We start from the raw sequence: 20,490 nt of genomic DNA, 5'->3' as shown, positions 1-20,490 counted from the left end.
TTTTAAAATCTTGTAACAATTATTTAGTGAAAATGTGTATTTTGGTATTTCGTTTTACGTAAACCAGACCATGGAGTAAAAAAATTAAGAAGCTGATTATGGATACACCAAATTACAGAATGCCTTTTGTCCCGTCTACATTAATGACGGAGGGCGGAAGCATTGATACATGCGATATGGGGGAAAGCATTGCCCACAATATCATGCTGCTGATCACCACAAAAAAAGGCGAAAACCGATATGATGAAAATTATGGAAACGACGTTTGGAACCTGGAATTCGATAATGGAGTTACCAGCGCCGTTTGGGAGAACGTCTTTGTTAAAAGTCTCAGAAGACAGATCCTGGAATATGAACCACGGATTGTGCAGCCTCAGATTGATGCCCATATCCAGATTGTAGAACATAGCTACGATACCAAAGAACATACAGAAATCAAAAAGAAAGTAAGAATTGCCATTAATGCCAAAATGGAGGAAACAGGAGAGCGCTTCAGCTTTTCCACAGAACTATTCTTAAGCCCGATGTCTATTGACTAAATCTTTTAACCACCACAAAACTTATGAACTTAGATCAAAATATATATTCCAAAGAATCTGTAAAGGCCAGGATGCTTCAGAATGCAACCAAAGTATGGGGGCTGAAAAGTCCGCAGTCTCTGGATCCTTTTGTAAAGCTTCTGATTGATGCATTCAGTACGGAAGTTTTTAAAGCTAATAATGAAATTCAGACCGTTAATGCCAGAATTCTTGAAAAACTGGCTAAACTTCTGACCCCTTCTATTTATACCCATCCAATTCCGGCTCATGCTGTTGCTTATACCCAGCCTTATGAATCTTCGGAGATTCTTTTGGAACATTCCGAGTTTTTCTTCCGTAAGCAGATGACTTCCACGGTGAAATCAGAATCAGATAAACAGCTGAATATTCCTTTTACCCCCATTGGAAATGTCCGTATTAATAAAGCGCAGACTGCAGTGATGTTTGTAGGAAATACATGTTATAGTGTTGATGACAGACTGAATAAAATACCTGTCGCAAGATTTCAGGGAAGACCGGAAGACTATAGAAAGGTTACAATAGGGGTGGATGTAAGTAAATACGCCAGTGAAAACTTTCCTAAATACCTTAGCATATTCTGCTCAAACCCAGCTTTTGAACATTTGGATTTCGTCTATAAACTATTACCTTATATTACCGTTTCCAGTAATGGGAATCCGTTGTTTGTGAGAGAAGGGTTAAGTTATCTTTCCAATAATCAGCAGGACGGATATGAGCAGATGTTCAGAGAACAGTCTATCCGAAATAAAGTTATTGAAGACATAAAAAGTATTTACCGTCATAAATTCATTGAAATTACAGGTATTTCAAGCAGCTTATTTTCAGAACCTGGAAAACTTCCGCAGAATCTTGATTTTCTGGCAGGAAAAGAAGAAATTACAAAACAGATCGGAGATAAGCGTTATCTATGGCTTACTTTCGAGTTTCCACCACAGTTTTCAGCAGAGATTCTCGATAACTTTTCATTCGTAATGAATGCTTTCCCTGTTTATAACAGAGGCTGGAAGAAAACAGAATATAGCCTTGATATCATGGGAAATAACATTCCTCTGGTAACTGATGAAGGTGAACATTTTCTGTATGTAGATGAGGTTCAGGATGGAGACGGGAGAAAATACACCGAAATTCCATTCACTCCAGCGGATGATCTTAAAAAAGGCTTGTATACCGTAAGAAAAGGAGGTATGGAGCGATTCACCAACAGAAATGCAGTAGATATGATTGCCAATGTACTGGAACTGACAAGGGATGAGATTGCTGCTTTTTCCCTTTTAAACAGGGATAATGTGAAAGGGGTATTAAGCGAGATGTCCGATAAAATGAAATCGATGGTGCAGAAAGTGAACAATGCCAAAAGAAGCATCAGACAGGAACTGAATTATGTAATTATGGAGCCTGTAGAAAAAACAGATCATACTTATGCTTCTTTCTGGATCACTCACTGCACACTGGCCAATCATATGCGTTCAGGAACAGAACTTTCCAATCAGCTAAAATCCCAGACCGTGATCCTGCTTACCGAAACCATCGGAGGTTCCGAAGAGCAGAAAGGAACAGACAGTATTCAGGCGTATAAATATGCATTAACAACCAGAGACAAAATAATTTCTTTGGAAGATGTAAAAAACTACTGCAGAATGATTCTTAAGGATGAGCTGAAGGAAGTAAGGGTAAGAAGAGGAACCATGATCAGCAACAGACCAAAAGAAGGCTTTGTAAGAACTGTGGAAGTTGAGATTATTCCACAGAATTATTCGTTCTATGGAAGAGCGTATTGGGAAAACATGGCCAATATTCTCAGAAATCAGATCATAGCAAAAGCCATAGACGGTATTGAATATGTTGTGAAAATCAGCAATGAAGACACAGACTACCAGGATATGTAAACCAAAACAAAAAAATATGAAAAAGATTATCGTACTTGCCATGGCACTGACCTTCACCTCAGTCACTGTTATAAGCTGCAAGAAGGACCTCAGTAAACTGGGCAAATCAGTATTGGATGTGGGAGGTACAGACAATGCAAACGCTATTATTGATTTCAATAATAATTTTTTAGATTCCTATAAAAGCACATCCAAGCATATTGATGGAATTCTTAACTATGCTGATGCAGCTGTAGCCAAATCAAAAGGAGAAAATGTGCTGATAATGCCCATTGTATTAAGTTCAATGGATCACAGCTTTTCAAAAATCAAAGAAGTGCCTTCGGGTTTTGATAAGGATAAAGCAGCTATAGAAACTGATTTTAATACCTATAAAGCTAAAAAAGAGAGCATAGGGAAAAAATTTGAAGAATTGCAGTCTTATATGAATTCCGAAGACTATAAAGACGACAAAGGAGCGAAAGCTGAAGCGATAAAAAAGGATCTGGAGACAGAAGCACAGGCTTTTTTTACAGCTGGAGAAAACATTATAACCAAAATAAAACCGGCAACAGATGCAGCTGAAGCAGTCGTTCTTAAAGATCATCCAATGAAAGAATACATCATTTCTTCAAAAAGTGTGATGAGTTCACTGGATGCTGTTTTGGATGTTCTTGATAAGCAATACGCAGGAAAATTTGACGAAGCTGAAGCCCAGAAAAAATATGATGAATTTGCTAAAGCTGCAGAAGCCAATGCAAAACTGGAATTCAATGTTAAAGATCCACAGTATTCTTACAAAAAATCTCAGTTTGACCAATTTAATAAAAATGCATCCGGCTTTTTGGATAATTACAGAAAACTAATCCGGGATTCAAAAGCATCCGGGAAAATTTCAGACACTGATATCCAGCAGATTGATTCCTCTTATGAATCTGTATTGAATGCCTACAATTCATTTGTGAAATAAAGATCAAAGAAAACTTATAGAAAGACTGACGCTGTGTGTCAGTCTTTTTTTATCTGAAAACCTGGCCTGGTATTTTCAACTTAGTTTTTGTATCAAAAGATCCAGGCTGGCTTCTTTGTCGAGATTTAATTTTTGTTTTATCCTGTACCTTGCCATGATAATGCTTTTAGGGTCCACACCCAAACGATTGGCAATTTCCTTATTGGAAAACCCCATGAGTATGTAAGTACAGTGTTTCAAATCCAGCCGGGTAAGCTTATTATTGGCTTGTTGCTGCAATCGGTTAAAAAATTCCGGGTGTATGTTGGTGAGGCTGGCTTTGGCATGCTCAAAATCTTCGTCCATCCGTAGATCTTCTTTTAATATGCGCTCTATCTGGTTTTTGAGCATCCCGTTTTCCTGCTGATCTGCTAATTTGTCCCGCATCGTTTGTAAAAGATCATTTTTTTGTTCCATCTGTAAGCTGCCCGCCAGCAGTTCTTTTTGTAATTTATCCTGTCTTTCCTCCAGCAGTTCCTGCTCAGCCTTTAGGCGGGCGGCTTCCTCAGCACGCAGTTTCTGCTGTTGAATAGAGGATTTTAAACGGAAATGATAAGAACGGAAAATGAATACAAGGGTAAGAAAACCCGCTATGATCAGGCCGATAGAAATAAAATTAAGTTTTCTGTTAAAAGTGGCCCTTTCCTGCAGCGTTGCAAGTTCTTTTTCTTTCTTTTCTGCTTCGTATCGTACTTCAAGCTTTTGGGCTATAGACAGTTTTGCAGCATTGTAGGCTTCCTTTTCGTACTGCATGTACCGCTTATAGTAATTTAATGCTTTGATCTGATCACCGCTTTTCTCAGCTACGGTTGCAAGCCCCTTCATCATGGAAGCTTTCACCCCAATACTGCTGCCCAGACTGTTTTCTACCTCAGAAAATCCAGACAGGAACAGTCTTTCTGCCTCTGCATAATTACCCTCTGCCAGGGCATATTCGCTTAAGATTCCATAACAATTCGCAATCACTTCTTCATGCCTGGTTTTTCGGGCAATGGTTAAAGCCTGGTTAATATAATTTTGAGCTTTGTCTTTATACTCTTTTGGAAAGAACTCCCAATAAATATTGGCTGTATTTAAAGCTGCAGCGGCTATGTTGATATGGTTAACAATCCTTCTGGGTTGTGCCTGTGCAAGCTGCAGCACTTTCTGATTGTAGAGAAGAGCAGAATCAAGCAGTTTTTTTTCTGAGGGATTTTTTCTGAAACCCTGTAAAAATGAAGACCCTGTGGCCAGATAAGCATTGCAGATGATATCCGGTTCCCGGGATTGGTTAGCGAATTTCAGGCTCAGATGGGTGTATTTCTTCAATTTTTCAGGATCTTTTAAATCGGCATAAATACTCGCTAAATAATGATAGACAAGACTCTCATAAGCATATGCTTTCTGGCCTTCAAGCAGTTGCAGGGCTTTAAAAAAGCTGGCCGTAGCTTTCGGAGTGTTATTAACCGTGTATTCAAGCCATCCTTTTCGGAGCCACACATATCCGTTGACCACTCTGTTTGTGGATTTTGCCGTATAAATTAAAGCACTGTCAATATTTTTTTGAGCCAGCACCAAACTGTCCCGTTGTACATTCAGATACGTTAATGTAGCCAGAGCGAAAGCGCTGTACTGGCCGTCAGAAAATTGGCGACTTAGTTTCAGTGCTTCATTGGCGGAGTTCAAGGCAGATGGAAGATCTGTTTCATAGATGTTACGGCCAAGATGAGAAAGAGCCATTGCTTTCTTCTCCGGTTTCAGTCCCGGGTTTCGGAGCAGGCTTTTCAAAGAATCAACCATGATAGATTGTGAGCGAACCTTATCAGGTCCGGCGAAAAACAGGAACAGAATAATTATGAACTTTATAGGATGCTTCATAATGCTTGATTTGGCGTAGTGGTTTAAGGAAGCTATACCTTAACCTTAATTCAGATTCAATGAATTTCATCATACTGAATAAAACAAAAATACAATTTGTTCATTTAATTACAGGTATGTTTCCATCGTTGAAATAATCCTGAATGAGAGTAGAAATAGGGCTGTATATTCTTTATAAAGCGTTTATCTGTGATTGTAGATGTTTTGTAGATCTCTTTTGTTGGAAAATTTATCCATCAGACATCATCTTTGTAAGAGAAATAATAGTCTTGATTTTAAATTTTAACACTATGAAAAAAGCAATATTAATCCTGCTTACAATAATATCACTCGGTATTACAGCAGGCTGCTCCAGAGAAGATTCTTCAGAAGCCCCCGCAAAAGAAAGAATACTGGGTAAATGGAAATTCATTTCGTTAGTAACTGAAACTACAAGACCTTCGGAACCTGTTGATATCGTGACGAAACCGGGTGCGGAAGGCGACTATTTTGATTTTCGTAATGATGGAAATATATACTATGCTTTAGGTGGAAATGAAGAGCAGATAGAACCTTACAGCATTGAAAACGAAACCACCCTTAAAATTAATAACGATGTCTGTGTTATAAAAGAACTTACCCAGCAAAAACTGGTTTTTGAATTTGTAAAAGCAAATGCCAATTATACCAGTAAACAAACCTATAACCTGGGCAGATAATATGAACATACAATTGAACAGATATGAAAACAAATAAATTTTTACCCATCCTGCTATTGTCACTAGCCGTTTTAATGGCCACTTTTGGCTGTCAGAAAAGCAGTTCAGGAGATGATGAAGATGACATGATATCAGTGACGCAGCAAAAAATACTGGGCTACTGGAATTTAGTGGAATTTATAGAAGAAACAACAGTAGGGAATCAGCCTCCTGAAATCATCAGCAATGATCCTCATAATATTTATTTTGAATTTTTTGCCAACGGAAGAGTAAAGACGAATGCCGAGGGGGAAGCAGAATACTCCTATGAATTGAAGGTCAATAACACGATGATTTTATGGGAAAAGGAACATAAAATCCTGGAACTGACCCAAAACAAATTTACATTCAGTAATACTGCAACTGAAGGAAATACAACCTACAAACAGACTTATATTCTGACCCGTTAGCAAAAAACAGTTGTTTTGGATTTTATCCTTTGTCTTACCGAAGTATAAACTAAAAATTTACGAATGAAAAATAAGATTCTATTGTTATTGTTCCTGCTTTATTCGTTTATAGTATCAGCTCAGCATGCAGAGAACATAACAGAACTTACGAAATGGACAGACGAATCCATCAGAGCTGCGATGTCATCCCGAAAGTTCGACCCAATAGAAGGTATTTATAAAAGCTATCAGCGGGATGGTATGCCACATTACAAAATAGGAATTATAAAAGATGGTTCTGTATATAAAGCCATTATTCTTGAAACCGAAGTACCCGGATGGAAAACCGGAGAGGTTAAAGCTGTATTTGAACCCGGTGCTGTAAAGGGAATGTATTCTACTAAATGGTATATGAGTGATAAAACACCCTACGAAACCTTTTCGAATGTAGATATGGAAAGCGAAACTTTACTTTCAATAGAACTAAAAGACACCAAAACGCTGCGCAAACGCCTCGATTATTTTATTAAAACATACCCTGTTGCCGGAAACGAAACTATTTTTAAAAAAGATAATTCAATAGCATCGGGTAGTGGATTTTTTTTAACCACAACTGGGATTATTGCCACCAACGCCCATGTTGTAGCAGATGCGTCTGATATTGAAGTTACGGTAAACTATAAATCCGGGGTATCTACTTATAAAGCCCAACTATTAATCGCTGATTCACCTAATGATGTTGCATTGCTGAAGATAACAGACAGTAAATTTAAAAACCTGGAAACTATTCCATACAGCATTGAACAGACCCAGGAGGTCGGCTCAAGGGTTTTTACGCTGGGGTATCCTTTAAATGATATCATGGGAAGTAATTATAAAGTTACTGACGGTATTATCAGTGCCACATCCGGTATTGCCGATGATGAGCGTTATTATCAGATTTCCGTTCCGCTACAGCCAGGAAATAGTGGTGGTCCGCTCTTTAATAGAGATGGTAATATAGTGGGGATAACAACCGCTAAATTAAAAGCTGCCGGAACCAAAACGGAGAATGTAAATTATGCTTTAAAATCTTTTTACTTACTCAATTTATATAGAAAAATTTCAAAAAAAGAGGCTGTTCTGTCTACTTCTAAACTTTCAACCAGTGAACTACAGGATCAGGTCAAAGTATTAAAAAATTACGTATGCCTGATCAAAGTATATTAAACAGAAACTGAAAAATAACTCCATTTATCCCTTACAGGCGTGATTCCGTGAGATAGAAATTGTAACTTAAAAAATTTAACTAAAATTAAACTTTAATAAAACTTTCCGGTTTATACAATTGCATAAAATTCCGTAATTTTGCACATCGTGATTTTCAGGTAGAATCACTCCAGATTATGAGTAAATCAACAGAATATATAGAAGTTTACGGAGCACGTGAACACAATCTGAAAAATATTAATGTCAAAATTCCGCGAAATGAACTGGTTGTTATTACCGGGCTTTCCGGAAGCGGAAAATCTTCATTGGCTTTTGATACCATCTTTGCAGAAGGGCAGCGCCGTTATATCGAAACATTTTCGGCTTATGCACGACAGTTCTTGGGCGGGCTGGAAAGACCTGATGTAGATAAAATTGAAGGACTTTCTCCCGTGATTGCCATTGAACAGAAAACCACCAATAAAAATCCACGTTCAACAGTAGGAACAGTTACCGAGCTTTATGATTTCCTGCGTCTTTTGTATGCGAGAGTTTCTGATGCTTATTCCTTATCCACAGGAAAAAAACTGGTAAGCTATACGGAAGAACAGATTCTGGAAACAATCAAGGAAAACTATAAAGGTGAAAAAATAATGCTTCTGGCTCCTGTTGTACGTTCCCGAAAAGGACATTACCACGAACTTTTTGTTCAGATGGCCAAAAAAGGATACGGGCAGGCAAGAATTGACGGAGAATTACAGGATATAGAATACGACCTGAAACTGGATCGTTATAAAACCCACGATATTGATATTGTGATAGACCGTTGGATTATCGGTGAAAATGCCTCAGAAGGAAGGATGGAAAAATCACTCCGTACCGCGATGGAAATGGGTGAGGGGATTATCGGTATTCAGAAACTGGGAAGTACAGATATTGAATATTTTTCAAAAAACCTGATGGATGCTGAAACAGGACATTCACTGGCACTGCCGGAACCGAATACGTTCTCGTTCAATTCTCCGAAAGGAAGCTGCCCAGATTGTAAAGGACTGGGAATGATCAAAAAGATCAATACCGATTACTTTGTGGAAAATCCTAAGCTTTCCATTAATCAGGGAGGATTATTGCCGCTGGAAGATATTAAATCGAACAAATGGATCCTGTCACAGATTAAAAATATCCTTGAAATTTTTGGCTTAAGTATGACAACGCCTATGCAGGATATTCCTGAAGAAGCGCTGGATTATATCTATAACGGATGTCATAAGGAATTCAACAAAGATCTTAAATACGCAGGAATTACCAAGAAAATAAAGATCAGCTTTGATGGTTTGATTTCTTTTATGGAAGAGATCATTGAAGAAAGAGAATCTTATGAAGCCGTATTGTTAGAAAGACACTTCACGACAGAGGAAATATGTCCTGAATGCCATGGGACACGTCTTCAGCCTTCAAGTCTGAGTTTTAAAATAGATGGAAAAAATATTGCTGAGGTTAATGCTTTAAGCTTAGCAGATCTGAAAGACTGGCTGGCTGATGTAAAGGATAAGTTTTCAGAAAAAAATAAGATCATTGCCCACGAGATCTTAAAAGAAATAGAAACCCGCCTTCAGTTCCTTCTGGATGTAGGATTGGATTACCTGAGCTTAAGCAGAAGTTCTAAAACCCTTTCCGGTGGAGAATCCCAAAGGATCCGCCTTGCTACACAGATCGGTTCTCAGCTGGTTAACGTACTGTATATTCTGGATGAACCAAGTATCGGGCTGCACCAGAGAGATAATGAAAGATTGATCAGCTCACTGAAAAACCTTAGAGATATTGGAAACTCCGTGTTGGTGGTAGAACATGATAAAGATATGATCCTTGAAGCTGATGAGGTACTGGATATTGGTCCAAGGGCCGGAAAATTCGGAGGAGAAATACTTTGGCAGGGGAAACCGAAAGATTTGCTGAAGGCAGATACCATCACCGCACAGTATATCAATGGAAAAAGAAAAATAGAAATTCCCGCTGAAAGAAGAGCAGGAAGCGGAAAAAATATAGTATTAAAAGGAGCTACAGGAAATAACCTGAAAAATGTAACCCTGGATGTTCCTTTAGGCAAACTGGTGGTGGTAACCGGAATTTCAGGAAGCGGAAAATCCTCCCTGATTAACGGAACATTGTACCCGATTCTGAATAAACACTTCTACAGAGCTGTTCAGGAACCTCTTCCGTATAAAAAAATTGAAGGTCTTGAGAATATCGACAAAATTGTAGATGTAGACCAGACGCCGATCGGAAGAACACCACGTTCAAATCCTGCAACCTACACAGGAATGTTCACCGATATCAGAAACCTTTTTGCTGAGCTTCCGGAAAGTAAGATCCGTGGCTATAAGCCGGGAAGGTTCTCTTTCAACGTGAAAGGCGGAAGATGTGAAACATGCCAGGGGGGCGGACTTAAAGTCATTGAAATGAATTTCCTTCCGGATGTGTATGTACACTGTGAAACCTGCAACGGAAAACGTTTCAACAGAGAAACTCTCGAAGTTCGTTACAAAGGAAAATCAATTTCTGATGTTCTGGATATGACTATTGATGAAGCTGTAGAATTCTTCCAGCCAATTCCTAAGATCTTTGCTAAAGTAAAGACTCTTCAGGATGTTGGTTTAGGATACATTACGCTGGGACAGCAGTCTACAACGCTTTCAGGAGGAGAAGCACAGCGTATCAAGCTGGCTACCGAACTCTCCAAAAGACAGACCGGAAATACGTTATACATTCTTGATGAACCTACAACCGGACTTCATTTTGAAGATGTAAAGATCCTGATGGATGCTATTAATCAATTGGTGGAATTAGGAAACTCATTCATTATCATCGAACATAATATGGATGTGATCAAATTAGCTGACCATATTATTGACGTAGGTCCTGAAGGCGGAAAACACGGCGGGCAGATCGTAGCCCAGGGAACTCCCGAGGAAATTGTGAAGTCTAAGAAAAGTCTGACTGGGAAGTTTCTGAAAAGGGAATTGTAGAAGGTCTCACTTAAAATATAAAAGAATCTGCCCTGAAAAGCAGATTCTTTTTTATATCCAATTCTGAAGTTACAAAGAAGAAATATAAACCTCTATTTTTGTACCGTCATAATTAAAGGTTCCATCCTCAGTATTGCGTTTGCCCAGAACCCATTTCATATCGGCCGGAACCGACCAGGTTGTTCCCAGTTTAAAACCATTTACAGACCGGATTTCGGCTCCGTTTCCGGTACTTAAAGCAGAATGAAACCATGTTTTATCTTTTAATCTGTAAAAACCGATTGCTTTTCCTTTGGGAATAACAGAGTAGCCGTCCCATTTTTCTCCTTCAGGATAGTTGAATTTCTTCAGCCAGCCCTGTCCGCTATACATCGTAAGTTCATCTGGAGTAATTTTGGCTCCCAGCATATACATTGTATAACCTACGGCATCGTGGCATACTCCCTTATTGTAATGGATGATGTCATCGCTGCCTTCAATAAGAGAATTTCCGATCCTGGCTTTACTGATAGAGTCCATTTGCCCGATATGAGCTCCCTTGGGTGTAATAATTTCCATATTAATTTTGTATTGATGTGTGATTGTTAGGTGCTTTAAAGATAGGGAATTAAAACCAAATGATTTTTTATCATCGATTTATGCTTTAAATGCTACATTTTTTTATTAAAATCTATAAATAATGAAATTTTTGAATAGTATCATGTAATAATTAATAATGATATTCGTTTTAAATTCAACAATCATAAAATTTTAAAATATGAAAAACTTAAAAAAATTGACAAAAACAGATCTGAAAGCCGTGTACGGAGGACAGCCTAAAATTTACTGCTTTTATTGTGAAAGGTATAATAGAACAATATGCAGTGAAATTCGCCTCTCTCAGTGCCCTTAAAAAAATAAACCGCTTTATGATAAGGCGGTTTTTTATAAGTCTCTCTCTCTGAGAAGGTAGGGCTTTATATTTATTGAGCGTTTTTAATAAACTCATTCAGTGTGGTTTTAAGATCTTTAGAATGAGCAATGGTATCAAAAATAATATTATCAATCTTCCAGCCCTGTTTTGAATTAACCAGATTTACATGATCTGTCCAGATCATTTTTGGCGGACTTGCAGTATATTCAAACTCCACGGCAGCATCAGCAGTCGCTTTATCAGCACTTATATTTGTAGATTTGATCCTGTAGCCGGTATATCCTTCATATAAACTTGAGAAAACAGCCCCTTCAAATAGCAAAGGTTTTTCATCCGGATGATCACTGTTCTTTACTTTCTCAATATCTGCTTTTGATGTATTGATCGCTGTTTCCAGGGTTCTTTTCAGATCAGGAGAAAACAGGCTGTCAGAAAAAGACTGATGATATAAAGCTTCATTAGAAGTTCCATATTGAGTATAAAGATCATTCACCTTTTCAGTAACTGCGTCATTCCCATTGCCTGATGAAGGTGAAGGTCCGGCTTTATTGCATGCTGTGAAAAAGAGGATCATACTTAATGATAAGAAGAATAGTCGTCTCATAGAGTGCTTATTACTTAAACTCAATTCCAAAACCTGTACCAAAGAGCGTGGAGAGTACCATTCTTACTTTTATTTTTAGGATGAATGTATTTTGCATGAATACGTCCGTATAATAACAAAAAATCAATACATTTGATTATATAAAAAACTTTTCGTGGATCCTATTCTTAACGTAGTTGTCCGTTCGCTGTGCGTCTACCTTTTTATGGTGATTGCGATACGGCTTTTTGGGAAAAATCAACTTTCACAGCTGAATGCCGGAGATGTTGTTTTATTGCTTCTGATCTCTAATGCCGTTCAGAATGCAATGGTAGGTCCCGATACATCCCTTCAGGGCGGCCTAATTGCTGCGCTTGTTCTGTTCGTTGCCAACTTTATTTTAAAACGTTTCATGTTTGCCAATCATAAATTTGAAACATTTATGGAAGAAGATCCGGTGGTTCTGATTAAAGACGGGATTATTGATCAGGTGGCTTTAAACAGAGTGAAAATTACCCGTGATGAACTTGAAGAAGCCATCCGTGAGCACGGTGTTGAAAAAATAAAGAATGTAAAGCTGTCTATTTTAGAAGTAGATGGCAACATCAGTGTGATTTCAGAAGATGAACAGGAAAAACAGACCCATTATTCAAGAATCAAAAGAAAGAATAAAAGAAAATACCATTAAACAGATGAATTACGAATTAAGAGAAATGCTTCCCGCTGATGAAGCTAAAGTGCTGGAAATTTTCAGACAGGGTGTAAACGGAGGGATTGCTACTTTTGAAACAGAAATCCCTACTGCTGAAGCCTGGAATATGGAATATTTCAATGACTGCCGTTGGGTATTGGAGAATGAAACAAATGAAGTGGTTGGATGGTGCGCTTTAAAGCCTGTCAGCAAAAGAGAATGCTTTAAAGGAGTTGCTGAAGTAAGTATTTATTTCGATAATAATTATCAGGGAAAAGGTTTAGGATCGGTTCTCTTAAAAAAACTGATTCTGGATAGTGAAGATCATGGTTTCTGGACGCTGCAGATTAATATCTTCCCTGAAAATGAAGCATCCATCAGATTTCATCAGAAAAATGGCTTCAGAACGGTGGGAGTAAGAAAGAAAATAGGAAAACTCAATGGGCAATGGAAAGATGTGATCATGATGGAGAAAAGAAGTGAAAATATCGGATAAATGATAAAGAGTCGCAGAAAGATCATAATCATGCCTTGAAAATGAGTTATAAGTAGTAAATAATAATTTTTTAATTGTTAATTCTTTTAATATCTCAATAATTGAACTACTTTGGCATTAACATTGTTATTTCCACTACGAAATTTGAAAAAGTGAGAAAATGAAAGGTTTGATTAAAATGGCTGGAGTAGTAACAGTAATGTTGATGCTGACATCGTGTGTTGTTCACGACCACCAGGTAAGAAGAGTTCCGCCGGGACATGCTAAAAAAATGTATGGGGGAAGTGCAAGGTACTATGCACCGGGACATGTGAAAAAAAGAGTGTACTACTATGACAATGACGATAGAGGTCACCGTCATAAGCACAAAGGCCACAAACATCACAGAGATTAAAAAAAATTAAAAAGCCCTGATTTTTCAGGGCTTTTGATATGTATTACATTCTGGATTTTTTAGGATTCAGGAATGTATTGAAGATCATAACCTCCTGTCCGAATTTCTTTTCAACCCTCTCAGCGATGTTTACCATCTCACTTTTAATGAAATCTTCACGAAGATCATCATTATCAAACATCAGAAGAAGATTGTAATTCTTGCCTTCTTCAATATAATCGCTGTGTACTTCCGACAGGATATACTTATTGACATCCATCAGGTTTTCTGCCATCAGGACCAGGGTTTCATCAATATAATTTTCCCATTCTTCAATATTGTTTTTCGTGCAGTGGAAAGTTATACTTAATAGGCTCATATTTTATGAATTTTTAAGATTTTGTGGATAAATTCTAGGGCAAAAATCGGTAAAAATTTCGTAAATTAGCCCGTTAATAAAAATTGGAAATAAATAATTTTCAGACGCACAGCTAAAGGTCTGACTGTCATTATAATAAAATTTGTTTATGCAAAAAGAAGGAGAAAGACTGATTCCTATCAACATTGTTGATGAAATGAAGTCGTCTTATATCGATTATTCGATGTCCGTTATCGTGTCAAGAGCACTTCCGGATGTAAGAGACGGCCTGAAACCCGTTCATAGAAGAGTACTGTATGGTATGTATGGACTAGGGGTTTTTTCAAATAGAAAATACTTGAAATCTGCGAGAATTGTTGGGGACGTTTTGGGTAAATACCACCCGCACGGAGACTCTTCTGTATACGATGCAATGGTGAGAATGGCTCAGAACTGGAGCTTACGTTACCCGCAGGTAGACGGACAGGGGAACTTCGGTTCAATGGATGGAGACCCGCCTGCAGCAATGCGTTATACCGAAGCAAGACTGAAAAAAATCTCTGATGAGGTGCTTGCAGATCTTGATAAAGAAACCGTTGATTTTCAGAATAACTTTGATGATAGTTTACAGGAACCTACCGTTCTTCCTACCAAAGTTCCTAACCTTCTGGTAAATGGTACTTCAGGAATTGCAGTAGGGATGGCCACCAATATGGCACCACATAACCTGTCTGAATCAATTGATGCAATTTGTGCTTACATTGATAATAAAGAAATTACCATTGATGAGTTAATGCATCATATCACAGCACCGGATTTCCCTACAGGAGGTATTATCTATGGATATGACGGGGTAAGAGATGCTTTCCATACCGGAAGAGGAAGAGTAGTGCTGAGAGCGAAGGTGAATTTCGAAGAAATCGGAAACAGAAACGCAATCATTGTTACAGAAGTTCCTTACCAGGTCAATAAAGCAGATATGATTGCCAGAACTGCTGAATTGGTTAAAGATGACAAAATTCAGGGGATTCATGAGATCAGAGACGAATCGGACAGAAATGGTCTGCGTGTTGTTTATGAACTGAAAAATGATGCGATTCCTAACGTTGTTCTGAACCTTTTATATAAGTATACAGCGCTTCAGACGTCTTTCAGTGTTAACAATATTGCCTTAGTTAAGGGAAGACCGGAACAGCTGAACTTAAAAGATATCATTCATCATTTTGTAGAGCACAGACATGAGGTGATCGTAAGAAGAACCAAGTTTGAGCTTAAAAAAGCAAAAGAAAGAGCCCACATTCTTGAAGGTTTCATGAAAGTAATCGGAACCCAGGATGCATTAGACAGGGCAATTTCTATCATTCGTCACAGTGCAAACCCTCAGGCAGCAAAAGAAGGCCTGATTGAAGCATTTGAGCTTTCTGATATTCAGGCACAGGCAATCCTTGATCTTAGATTGGCACGTCTTACAGGAATGGAGCTTGATAAGATCCGCGACGAATATGATGCGATCATGAAAGAGATCCTGAATTTGGAAGAGATTTTGGCTAATGAAAGCAGAAGATTCGAGATTATTAAGGAAGAGCTTATTGAGATCAAAGAAAAATATGGCGACGAAAGAAGAACGGAAATTGATTTTTCAGGAGGTGAAATGTCCATCGAGGATATCATCCCGAATGAAGCAGTAGTTCTTACAATTTCGCATGCAGGATACGTGAAGAGAACTTCCCTTTCCGAATATAAAATTCAGAGCAGAGGAGGAGTAGGAAATAAAGCCGCAACAACAAGAGATTCCGATTTCCTTGAATATATTGTTTCTGCAACCAACCACCAGTATATGCTGTTCTTTACAGAAAAAGGAAGATGTTACTGGCTAAGGGTATTTGAAATCCCTGAAGGTTCCAAAACTGCTAAAGGAAGAGCCGTACAGAACCTGATTAATATTGAACCGGACGACAAGATCAAAGCATACATCAGAACCAACAACTTAAAAGATGCTGAATATGTCAATCAAATGAGTGTAGTGATGGTGACTAAGAATGGTACCATTAAGAAAACATCACTTGAAGCCTATTCAAGACCAAGAGTAAACGGGGTAAATGCTATTGAGATCAGAGATAATGACCAGTTATTGGGAGCTTACCTAACTAACGGGACTTCCCAGATTATGATTGCTACCAAAAATGGTAAGTGTATCCGTTTCCCTGAAGAAAAAGTAAGAGAAGTAGGAAGAGGTTCCATCGGAGTACGTGGTATTGCCATGGAAGACAATGATGAGGTTATTGGTATGATTGTTGTGAACGATGTAGAGAAAGAAACCGTTCTTGTAGTATCTGAAAAAGGATACGGCAAGAGAACAGCTGTAGAAGATTACAGAATCACCAATAGAGGAGGAAAAGGAGTTATTACCCTTAACATTACCGAAAAAACCGGAAATCTGATTGCTATTCAGAATGTGACAGACGAAGATGGATTGATGATCATCAATAAATCGGGTGTTGCCATCAGAATGGGTATGGATGAAATGAGAGTAATGGGAAGAAATACCCAGGGAGTAAAACTGATCAACCTCAAGAAAAATGACGAAATTGCAGCCATTGCAAAAGTAGCCATGGATAAAGATGTAGAAGAAGATTCTGAAGAAAATGAAGAAGGAACAGGAAGTCTTTTCGATAACCAGGAAAACGATAATACAGAACCTCAGGCTGAAAATGAAACACCAGCAGAGGGAAATGAGAATTCTGACTCTGAAGAATAAATTGTACAATTAATATAATATAGTTATTATGAAGAAACTCATTTTAGGTATTGCTATCGTTGCTTCTGCATTCGTTTTCGGGCAGAAAGGCGATGTAAATGCCCAACTGCAGGCGGCTAATAAGGCTGCTATGGATGCGTATAACGCAAAAAACTATACCGCAGCAGCTCCTAAATTTGTAGAAGTTTACAACTTACTGAAAGGAAGCGGGCAGGATGACAAGATTTATATGTATTATGCAGGGCTTAGCTATGCGTTGGCAAACAATAGCGATGAAGCGATTAAAATTTACACAGATTTAATTAATTCAGGCTTTACAGGTATCCAGACAACTTATACTGCTAAAGAAAAGAAAACAGGAAACGTTGTGCCTTTGGATAAAACAACCTGGGATCTTATGAAGAAAAATTCTGATTATTCAGATTTTAAAACAGAACAGACTCCAAGTGTTGAACCGGATTTGTATGAAACATTAACCACTCTTCTCTTAAATGCTAAGAAACCGAATGAGGCTTTAGTAATCATTGAGAAAGGATTGGCGAAATACCCTAATAACGCGAAACTGAAAGATGCTCAGGGAACTGCTTATTATGCATCAGGAAATACAGATAAATTTATTTCTACCCTTAAAGAGCAGCTGGCTAAAAACCCGACTGATGCCACAAACTGGTACAACCTTGGGGTAATGCAGTCTAAAAATCCTGCAACATCAGAAGATGCTATTGCGTCATTCAAAAAAGCAATTGAGCTTAAGCCTGATATGAATAATGCTCACCAGAACCTTGTTTATACAGTAATTGGAGATGATTCTAAAACGGTAGAGCAGATCAATGCTTTAAGAAAAGATAAGCCGGACGAAGCATCGAAACTTATCGATGCAAGAAGAGAAAGATTTGCTAAAGCTTTACCTTATGCAGAAGCATGGTACAAAGCATCTCCGCAAAATATTGAAGCTGTTACTGCCTTAAAAGAAATTTATGTAGTAACTAAAAATATGGAGAAAGTAAAAGAAATGAAAGCTAAAGAAACAGAATTGGCTGCAAAACCAAAACAATAATCCTTTAGTTTGACTATACAGAAACCGGAACAGAAATGCTCCGGTTTTTTATATTTTTTTTATTCTGTCTTTTCTTTCAGGGCCTTGATCAGCATGTCAATAGATTCATATCGTTGGACCTTATATTTTTCACAGACAATATCAACATTTCCTTTCCTCTAGTATCCTTCAGGGCAGACCACCATCAGTTTATTTGTTCTTGCATAAAGTCCCAGTTCCAGTAAGCTTATCGGGCTTTGGGATTTAGGGGTGAAGTACATGATGATGAGATCTGATTTTTCTAATGCTTCAAGTTCCCATTCTACCTGTTTCCTGAAATTAGGTTCAGTGCTCACAGGTTTCCAGTCCTTATTCCAGTCATCCCGCCTTGGATTAAATAATATAAAATTCTTTTCAGATAATTCCCTGGTAACTTTGGCCTGCCAGTCTTCAGCATTGCCCATATCAATGCTGCCGCCCAGAAATATTTTTAACCTTTTATCTTCAGTAGGCAATGCTGCCGGAGATTTTATAACCGTTACTTTTTGAGCAGATACACCCCATGATAAAAGGATAAATGCTAATGATAGAATAAGTTGTCTCATCAAATTTTTTGTTAAATGTAGCTTAAGGGATATTATACATTCTTCATTCTAAGGTAGAAAAAATATTCCATACCATTCTTTTAATCTCAATCCTGAATTTTAAACAAAAATATCCCATAGATTTCACAGTTATTATCATCAAAAATCAATGTTAAAATTCTCTGCAATTCCGTATCTTTGAGAAAAATTTTTACAAAATGATTGAGTGGAAAACCGCCAAAGAATACGACGATATTACCTACAAAAAATGCAATGGGGTAGCAAGAATTGCTTTCAACAGACCGGAAGTGCGTAACGCTTTCAGACCTAAAACAACCTCAGAACTTTATGATGCTTTTTATGATGCTTCAGAAGACCCTTCCATAGGAGTGGTTCTCTTATCAGGAGAAGGACCGAGCTCAAAAGATGGAGGTTGGGCTTTCTGCAGCGGAGGAGACCAGAAAGCAAGAGGACATCAGGGATATGTAGGAGAAGATGGAAGACACCGTCTGAATATTTTAGAAGTTCAGCGTCTGATCCGTTTCATGCCAAAAGTGGTTATCGCAGTTGTTCCGGGATGGGCAGTTGGCGGAGGACACTCTCTTCACGTAGTTTGTGATCTTACCTTAGCAAGTAAAGAACATGCTATTTTTAAACAGACTGATGCTGATGTTACCAGCTTTGACGGTGGTTACGGATCTGCTTACCTGGCGAAAATGGTAGGTCAGAAAAAAGCCCGTGAAATATTCTTTTTAGGAAGAAATTATTCTGCTCAGGAAGCGTTGGATATGGGAATGGTGAATGCCGTAATTCCTCACGCAGAACTGGAAGATACCGCTTATGAGTGGGCTCAGGAAATCCTTGCAAAGTCTCCGACTTCTATCAGAATGCTGAAATTTGCTATGAACCTTACAGACGATGGAATGGTTGGCCAGCAGGTATTTGCAGGAGAAGCAACCCGTTTAGCTTACATGACCGCGGAGGCTCAGGAAGGAAGAAATGCATTCCTTGAAAAAAGAAAACCAAACTTCGGGGAAGATCAATGGATCTCATAACATTGTCGATGGGTAATCAGTAGTGATCACTATTTCATTACCTATTACCCATTGCTCATTACTTATAAATTTATGACTGATTGGATAAAAGCCGCGAGGCTAAGAACTTTACCGCTTTCCCTAAGCGGAATTATTATGGGAGCTTTCATCGCCAAATGGAGGCTTTACAGAGAAGGCGGAACCTGGGACTGGAAAATTTTTGCTCTGGCTCTTCTGGTAACCCTTTTGTATCAGATTTTATCAAATTATGCCAATGATTACGGTGACGGAGTAAAAGGAACCGACGCTAAAAGAATCAATGAAGCAGAAGCAAGAGCAGTAGCATCAGGAAAGATTACAGCAAAACAGATGAAAAATGCGGTAATCCTTTTTTCTGCACTTTCTTTTATTGCGACAGTTGCTTTATTATACACAGCCTTCATCCCTGAGTACATGAATGAATTTTATATCTTCATCGGGCTGGGAGTAGCCTGTATTTTAGCAGCAATAGGGTATACGGTAGGTAAAAAACCTTACGGATATATGGGACTGGGAGATATTTTTGTATTTATCTTCTTCGGACTGGTTTCCGTGTGTGGAAGTTATTTCCTGTTTACCAAAACTTTCAGCTGGGATATGTTATTACCAGGAACAGCTATTGGAATGATGAGCATGGCGGTTCTTAACCTTAATAACATGAGAGATATTGAAAGTGATAAGTTGTCAGGAAAAAACAGTTTCGCATTGAGAATCGGTTTCAAAAATGCCATGATCTATGAAATGATCCTGTTACAGCTTCCACTGGTTCTGATTCTTATATTTTTAGGCGTGAACGGATTTATTCAGGCGCAGAATTACTACGCTTTTATTGTAATGATCCTGTTGTTTCCGCTGGCGAAACTGAGAAGAAGCATCATGGCTGTAAAAGAACCAAGAGAATTAGACCAATATCTAAAGCAGGTGGGAATTATGACGTTTGTAATGGCAATTCTTACAGCAGCCGGACTTAATTTATTCAACTAAATCTAAATAT

General features: G+C 38.2%; 20 protein-coding genes. 15 read left to right on the top strand and 5 right to left on the bottom strand.

Annotated elements, in window-relative coordinates; genetic code table 11:
• Window positions 1-98 precede the first annotated feature (98 nt).
• The 3 genes from FW768_RS03845 to FW768_RS03835 are packed head-to-tail and all read left to right on the top strand — an operon-like array spanning window position 99 to window position 3,395.
• Window positions 99-539, top strand: a complete 441-nt coding sequence (locus FW768_RS03845; RefSeq protein ID WP_153392613.1) for a GPW/gp25 family protein — start codon at window positions 99-101, stop codon at window positions 537-539.
• Between the two features lie 23 nt (window positions 540-562).
• A complete protein-coding gene (locus FW768_RS03840; protein WP_153392610.1) occupies window positions 563-2,446 on the top strand; it encodes a type VI secretion system baseplate subunit TssF in 1,884 nt (627 codons plus the stop codon).
• A gap of 16 nt (window positions 2,447-2,462) precedes the next feature.
• The gene (locus FW768_RS03835; RefSeq protein WP_185151931.1) at window positions 2,463-3,395 is read left to right on the top strand and encodes a DUF3829 domain-containing protein; all 933 of its coding nucleotides are present in this window, start codon (window positions 2,463-2,465) and stop codon (window positions 3,393-3,395) included.
• 75 nt (window positions 3,396-3,470) lie between these two features.
• Here FW768_RS03835 and FW768_RS03830 read toward each other — a convergent pair whose 3' ends face one another.
• On the bottom strand, window positions 3,471-5,291 hold the full coding sequence (locus FW768_RS03830) for a LuxR family transcriptional regulator (RefSeq protein WP_153392605.1): 1,821 nt from the start codon (window positions 5,289-5,291) through the stop codon (window positions 3,471-3,473).
• 290 nt (window positions 5,292-5,581) lie between these two features.
• On the opposite strand from FW768_RS03830, the gene FW768_RS03825 reads away from it, so the two are divergent.
• The 4 genes from FW768_RS03825 (at window position 5,582) to uvrA (ending at window position 10,631) form a co-directional block, all read left to right on the top strand.
• Complete coding sequence (locus FW768_RS03825; protein WP_153392602.1) at window positions 5,582-5,989, top strand: hypothetical protein; 408 nt, start codon at window positions 5,582-5,584, stop codon at window positions 5,987-5,989.
• Between the two features lie 23 nt (window positions 5,990-6,012).
• Entirely contained in the window at window positions 6,013-6,438 is a 426-nt protein-coding gene (locus FW768_RS03820; RefSeq protein ID WP_153392599.1) for a hypothetical protein, read from the top strand.
• A 63-nt stretch (window positions 6,439-6,501) separates the two neighbouring features.
• Window positions 6,502-7,626: a S1C family serine protease gene (locus tag FW768_RS03815; RefSeq protein WP_153392596.1), complete on the top strand. Its 1,125-nt coding sequence runs from the start codon at window positions 6,502-6,504 to the stop codon at window positions 7,624-7,626.
• 176 nt (window positions 7,627-7,802) lie between these two features.
• Window positions 7,803-10,631: an excinuclease ABC subunit UvrA gene (gene uvrA, locus FW768_RS03810; protein ID WP_153392593.1), complete on the top strand. Its 2,829-nt coding sequence runs from the start codon at window positions 7,803-7,805 to the stop codon at window positions 10,629-10,631.
• A gap of 69 nt (window positions 10,632-10,700) precedes the next feature.
• Here the strand turns inward: uvrA and FW768_RS03805 are convergent, their stop codons facing one another.
• Window positions 10,701-11,189, bottom strand: a complete 489-nt coding sequence (locus FW768_RS03805; protein ID WP_153392591.1) for a hypothetical protein — start codon at window positions 11,187-11,189, stop codon at window positions 10,701-10,703.
• A 199-nt stretch (window positions 11,190-11,388) separates the two neighbouring features.
• Here FW768_RS03805 and FW768_RS24055 point away from each other — a divergent pair, with 199 nt between their 5' ends.
• On the top strand, window positions 11,389-11,523 hold the full coding sequence (locus tag FW768_RS24055; protein ID WP_409017740.1) for a bacteriocin-like protein: 135 nt from the start codon (window positions 11,389-11,391) through the stop codon (window positions 11,521-11,523).
• 70 nt (window positions 11,524-11,593) lie between these two features.
• Here the strand turns inward: FW768_RS24055 and FW768_RS03800 are convergent, their stop codons facing one another.
• Window positions 11,594-12,148: a DUF3828 domain-containing protein gene (locus FW768_RS03800; RefSeq protein WP_153392588.1), complete on the bottom strand. Its 555-nt coding sequence runs from the start codon at window positions 12,146-12,148 to the stop codon at window positions 11,594-11,596.
• Window positions 12,149-12,302: 154 nt separating this feature from the next.
• Between FW768_RS03800 and FW768_RS03795 the strand changes: the two genes are divergently transcribed.
• The 3 genes from FW768_RS03795 (at window position 12,303) to FW768_RS03785 (ending at window position 13,708) form a co-directional block, all read left to right on the top strand.
• The gene (locus FW768_RS03795) at window positions 12,303-12,815 is read left to right on the top strand and encodes a DUF421 domain-containing protein (protein ID WP_153392586.1); all 513 of its coding nucleotides are present in this window, start codon (window positions 12,303-12,305) and stop codon (window positions 12,813-12,815) included.
• Between the two features lie 4 nt (window positions 12,816-12,819).
• Window positions 12,820-13,314 (top strand): GNAT family N-acetyltransferase, encoded by a 495-nt coding sequence (locus FW768_RS03790; RefSeq protein ID WP_153392583.1) that lies wholly within the window; start codon window positions 12,820-12,822, stop codon window positions 13,312-13,314.
• Between the two features lie 160 nt (window positions 13,315-13,474).
• On the top strand, window positions 13,475-13,708 hold the full coding sequence (locus FW768_RS03785) for a hypothetical protein (protein WP_153392580.1): 234 nt from the start codon (window positions 13,475-13,477) through the stop codon (window positions 13,706-13,708).
• Window positions 13,709-13,751: 43 nt separating this feature from the next.
• Here the strand turns inward: FW768_RS03785 and FW768_RS03780 are convergent, their stop codons facing one another.
• Entirely contained in the window at window positions 13,752-14,066 is a 315-nt protein-coding gene (locus FW768_RS03780; protein WP_153392577.1) for a DUF4286 family protein, read from the bottom strand.
• A gap of 148 nt (window positions 14,067-14,214) precedes the next feature.
• Here FW768_RS03780 and gyrA point away from each other — a divergent pair, with 148 nt between their 5' ends.
• Window positions 14,215-16,803, top strand: a complete 2,589-nt coding sequence (gyrA, locus tag FW768_RS03775; protein ID WP_153392574.1) for a DNA gyrase subunit A — start codon at window positions 14,215-14,217, stop codon at window positions 16,801-16,803.
• Window positions 16,804-16,831: 28 nt separating this feature from the next.
• On the top strand, window positions 16,832-17,860 hold the full coding sequence (locus FW768_RS03770; protein ID WP_153392571.1) for a tetratricopeptide repeat protein: 1,029 nt from the start codon (window positions 16,832-16,834) through the stop codon (window positions 17,858-17,860).
• Window positions 17,861-18,018: 158 nt separating this feature from the next.
• Here FW768_RS03770 and FW768_RS03765 read toward each other — a convergent pair whose 3' ends face one another.
• The gene (locus FW768_RS03765; protein WP_196782922.1) at window positions 18,019-18,444 is read right to left on the bottom strand and encodes a nucleoside 2-deoxyribosyltransferase domain-containing protein; all 426 of its coding nucleotides are present in this window, start codon (window positions 18,442-18,444) and stop codon (window positions 18,019-18,021) included.
• 197 nt (window positions 18,445-18,641) lie between these two features.
• Here FW768_RS03765 and FW768_RS03760 point away from each other — a divergent pair, with 197 nt between their 5' ends.
• Both FW768_RS03760 and menA read left to right on the top strand, forming a co-directional pair.
• Window positions 18,642-19,478 (top strand): 1,4-dihydroxy-2-naphthoyl-CoA synthase, encoded by an 837-nt coding sequence (locus tag FW768_RS03760; RefSeq protein ID WP_153392568.1) that lies wholly within the window; start codon window positions 18,642-18,644, stop codon window positions 19,476-19,478.
• Window positions 19,479-19,550: 72 nt separating this feature from the next.
• Entirely contained in the window at window positions 19,551-20,480 is a 930-nt protein-coding gene (gene menA, locus FW768_RS03755; RefSeq protein ID WP_153392565.1) for a 1,4-dihydroxy-2-naphthoate octaprenyltransferase, read from the top strand.
• Window positions 20,481-20,490 lie beyond the last annotated feature (10 nt).

It is taken from the genome of Chryseobacterium vaccae (genome assembly GCF_009602705.1).
GTDB classification, from domain to species: domain Bacteria; phylum Bacteroidota; class Bacteroidia; order Flavobacteriales; family Weeksellaceae; genus Chryseobacterium; species Chryseobacterium vaccae.
Note: the sequence above shows the minus strand (reverse complement) of the source record. Positions and strands in the feature narration are given on the sequence as shown.

What these genes read in the sequence shown, in the direction of transcription:
- FW768_RS03805 (WP_153392591.1), bottom strand. Translation starts at nt 11,189, where the DNA reads ATGGAAATTATTACACCCAAGGGAGCTCATATCGGGCAAATGGACTCT.
- FW768_RS03800 (WP_153392588.1), bottom strand. Translation starts at nt 12,148, where the DNA reads ATGAGACGACTATTCTTCTTATCATTAAGTATGATCCTCTTTTTCACA.
- FW768_RS03770 (WP_153392571.1), top strand. Translation starts at nt 16,832, where the DNA reads ATGAAGAAACTCATTTTAGGTATTGCTATCGTTGCTTCTGCATTCGTT.
- FW768_RS03790 (WP_153392583.1), top strand. Translation starts at nt 12,820, where the DNA reads ATGAATTACGAATTAAGAGAAATGCTTCCCGCTGATGAAGCTAAAGTG.
- menA (WP_153392565.1), top strand. Translation starts at nt 19,551, where the DNA reads ATGACTGATTGGATAAAAGCCGCGAGGCTAAGAACTTTACCGCTTTCC.
- uvrA (WP_153392593.1), top strand. Translation starts at nt 7,803, where the DNA reads ATGAGTAAATCAACAGAATATATAGAAGTTTACGGAGCACGTGAACAC.
- FW768_RS03840 (WP_153392610.1), top strand. Translation starts at nt 563, where the DNA reads ATGAACTTAGATCAAAATATATATTCCAAAGAATCTGTAAAGGCCAGG.
- FW768_RS03825 (WP_153392602.1), top strand. Translation starts at nt 5,582, where the DNA reads ATGAAAAAAGCAATATTAATCCTGCTTACAATAATATCACTCGGTATT.
- FW768_RS03835 (WP_185151931.1), top strand. Translation starts at nt 2,463, where the DNA reads ATGAAAAAGATTATCGTACTTGCCATGGCACTGACCTTCACCTCAGTC.
- FW768_RS03765 (WP_196782922.1), bottom strand. Translation starts at nt 18,444, where the DNA reads ATGAGACAACTTATTCTATCATTAGCATTTATCCTTTTATCATGGGGT.
- FW768_RS03820 (WP_153392599.1), top strand. Translation starts at nt 6,013, where the DNA reads ATGAAAACAAATAAATTTTTACCCATCCTGCTATTGTCACTAGCCGTT.
- FW768_RS03760 (WP_153392568.1), top strand. Translation starts at nt 18,642, where the DNA reads ATGATTGAGTGGAAAACCGCCAAAGAATACGACGATATTACCTACAAA.
- FW768_RS03830 (WP_153392605.1), bottom strand. Translation starts at nt 5,291, where the DNA reads ATGAAGCATCCTATAAAGTTCATAATTATTCTGTTCCTGTTTTTCGCC.
- FW768_RS03785 (WP_153392580.1), top strand. Translation starts at nt 13,475, where the DNA reads ATGAAAGGTTTGATTAAAATGGCTGGAGTAGTAACAGTAATGTTGATG.
- FW768_RS24055 (WP_409017740.1), top strand. Translation starts at nt 11,389, where the DNA reads ATGAAAAACTTAAAAAAATTGACAAAAACAGATCTGAAAGCCGTGTAC.
- FW768_RS03845 (WP_153392613.1), top strand. Translation starts at nt 99, where the DNA reads ATGGATACACCAAATTACAGAATGCCTTTTGTCCCGTCTACATTAATG.
- gyrA (WP_153392574.1), top strand. Translation starts at nt 14,215, where the DNA reads ATGCAAAAAGAAGGAGAAAGACTGATTCCTATCAACATTGTTGATGAA.
- FW768_RS03780 (WP_153392577.1), bottom strand. Translation starts at nt 14,066, where the DNA reads ATGAGCCTATTAAGTATAACTTTCCACTGCACGAAAAACAATATTGAA.
- FW768_RS03815 (WP_153392596.1), top strand. Translation starts at nt 6,502, where the DNA reads ATGAAAAATAAGATTCTATTGTTATTGTTCCTGCTTTATTCGTTTATA.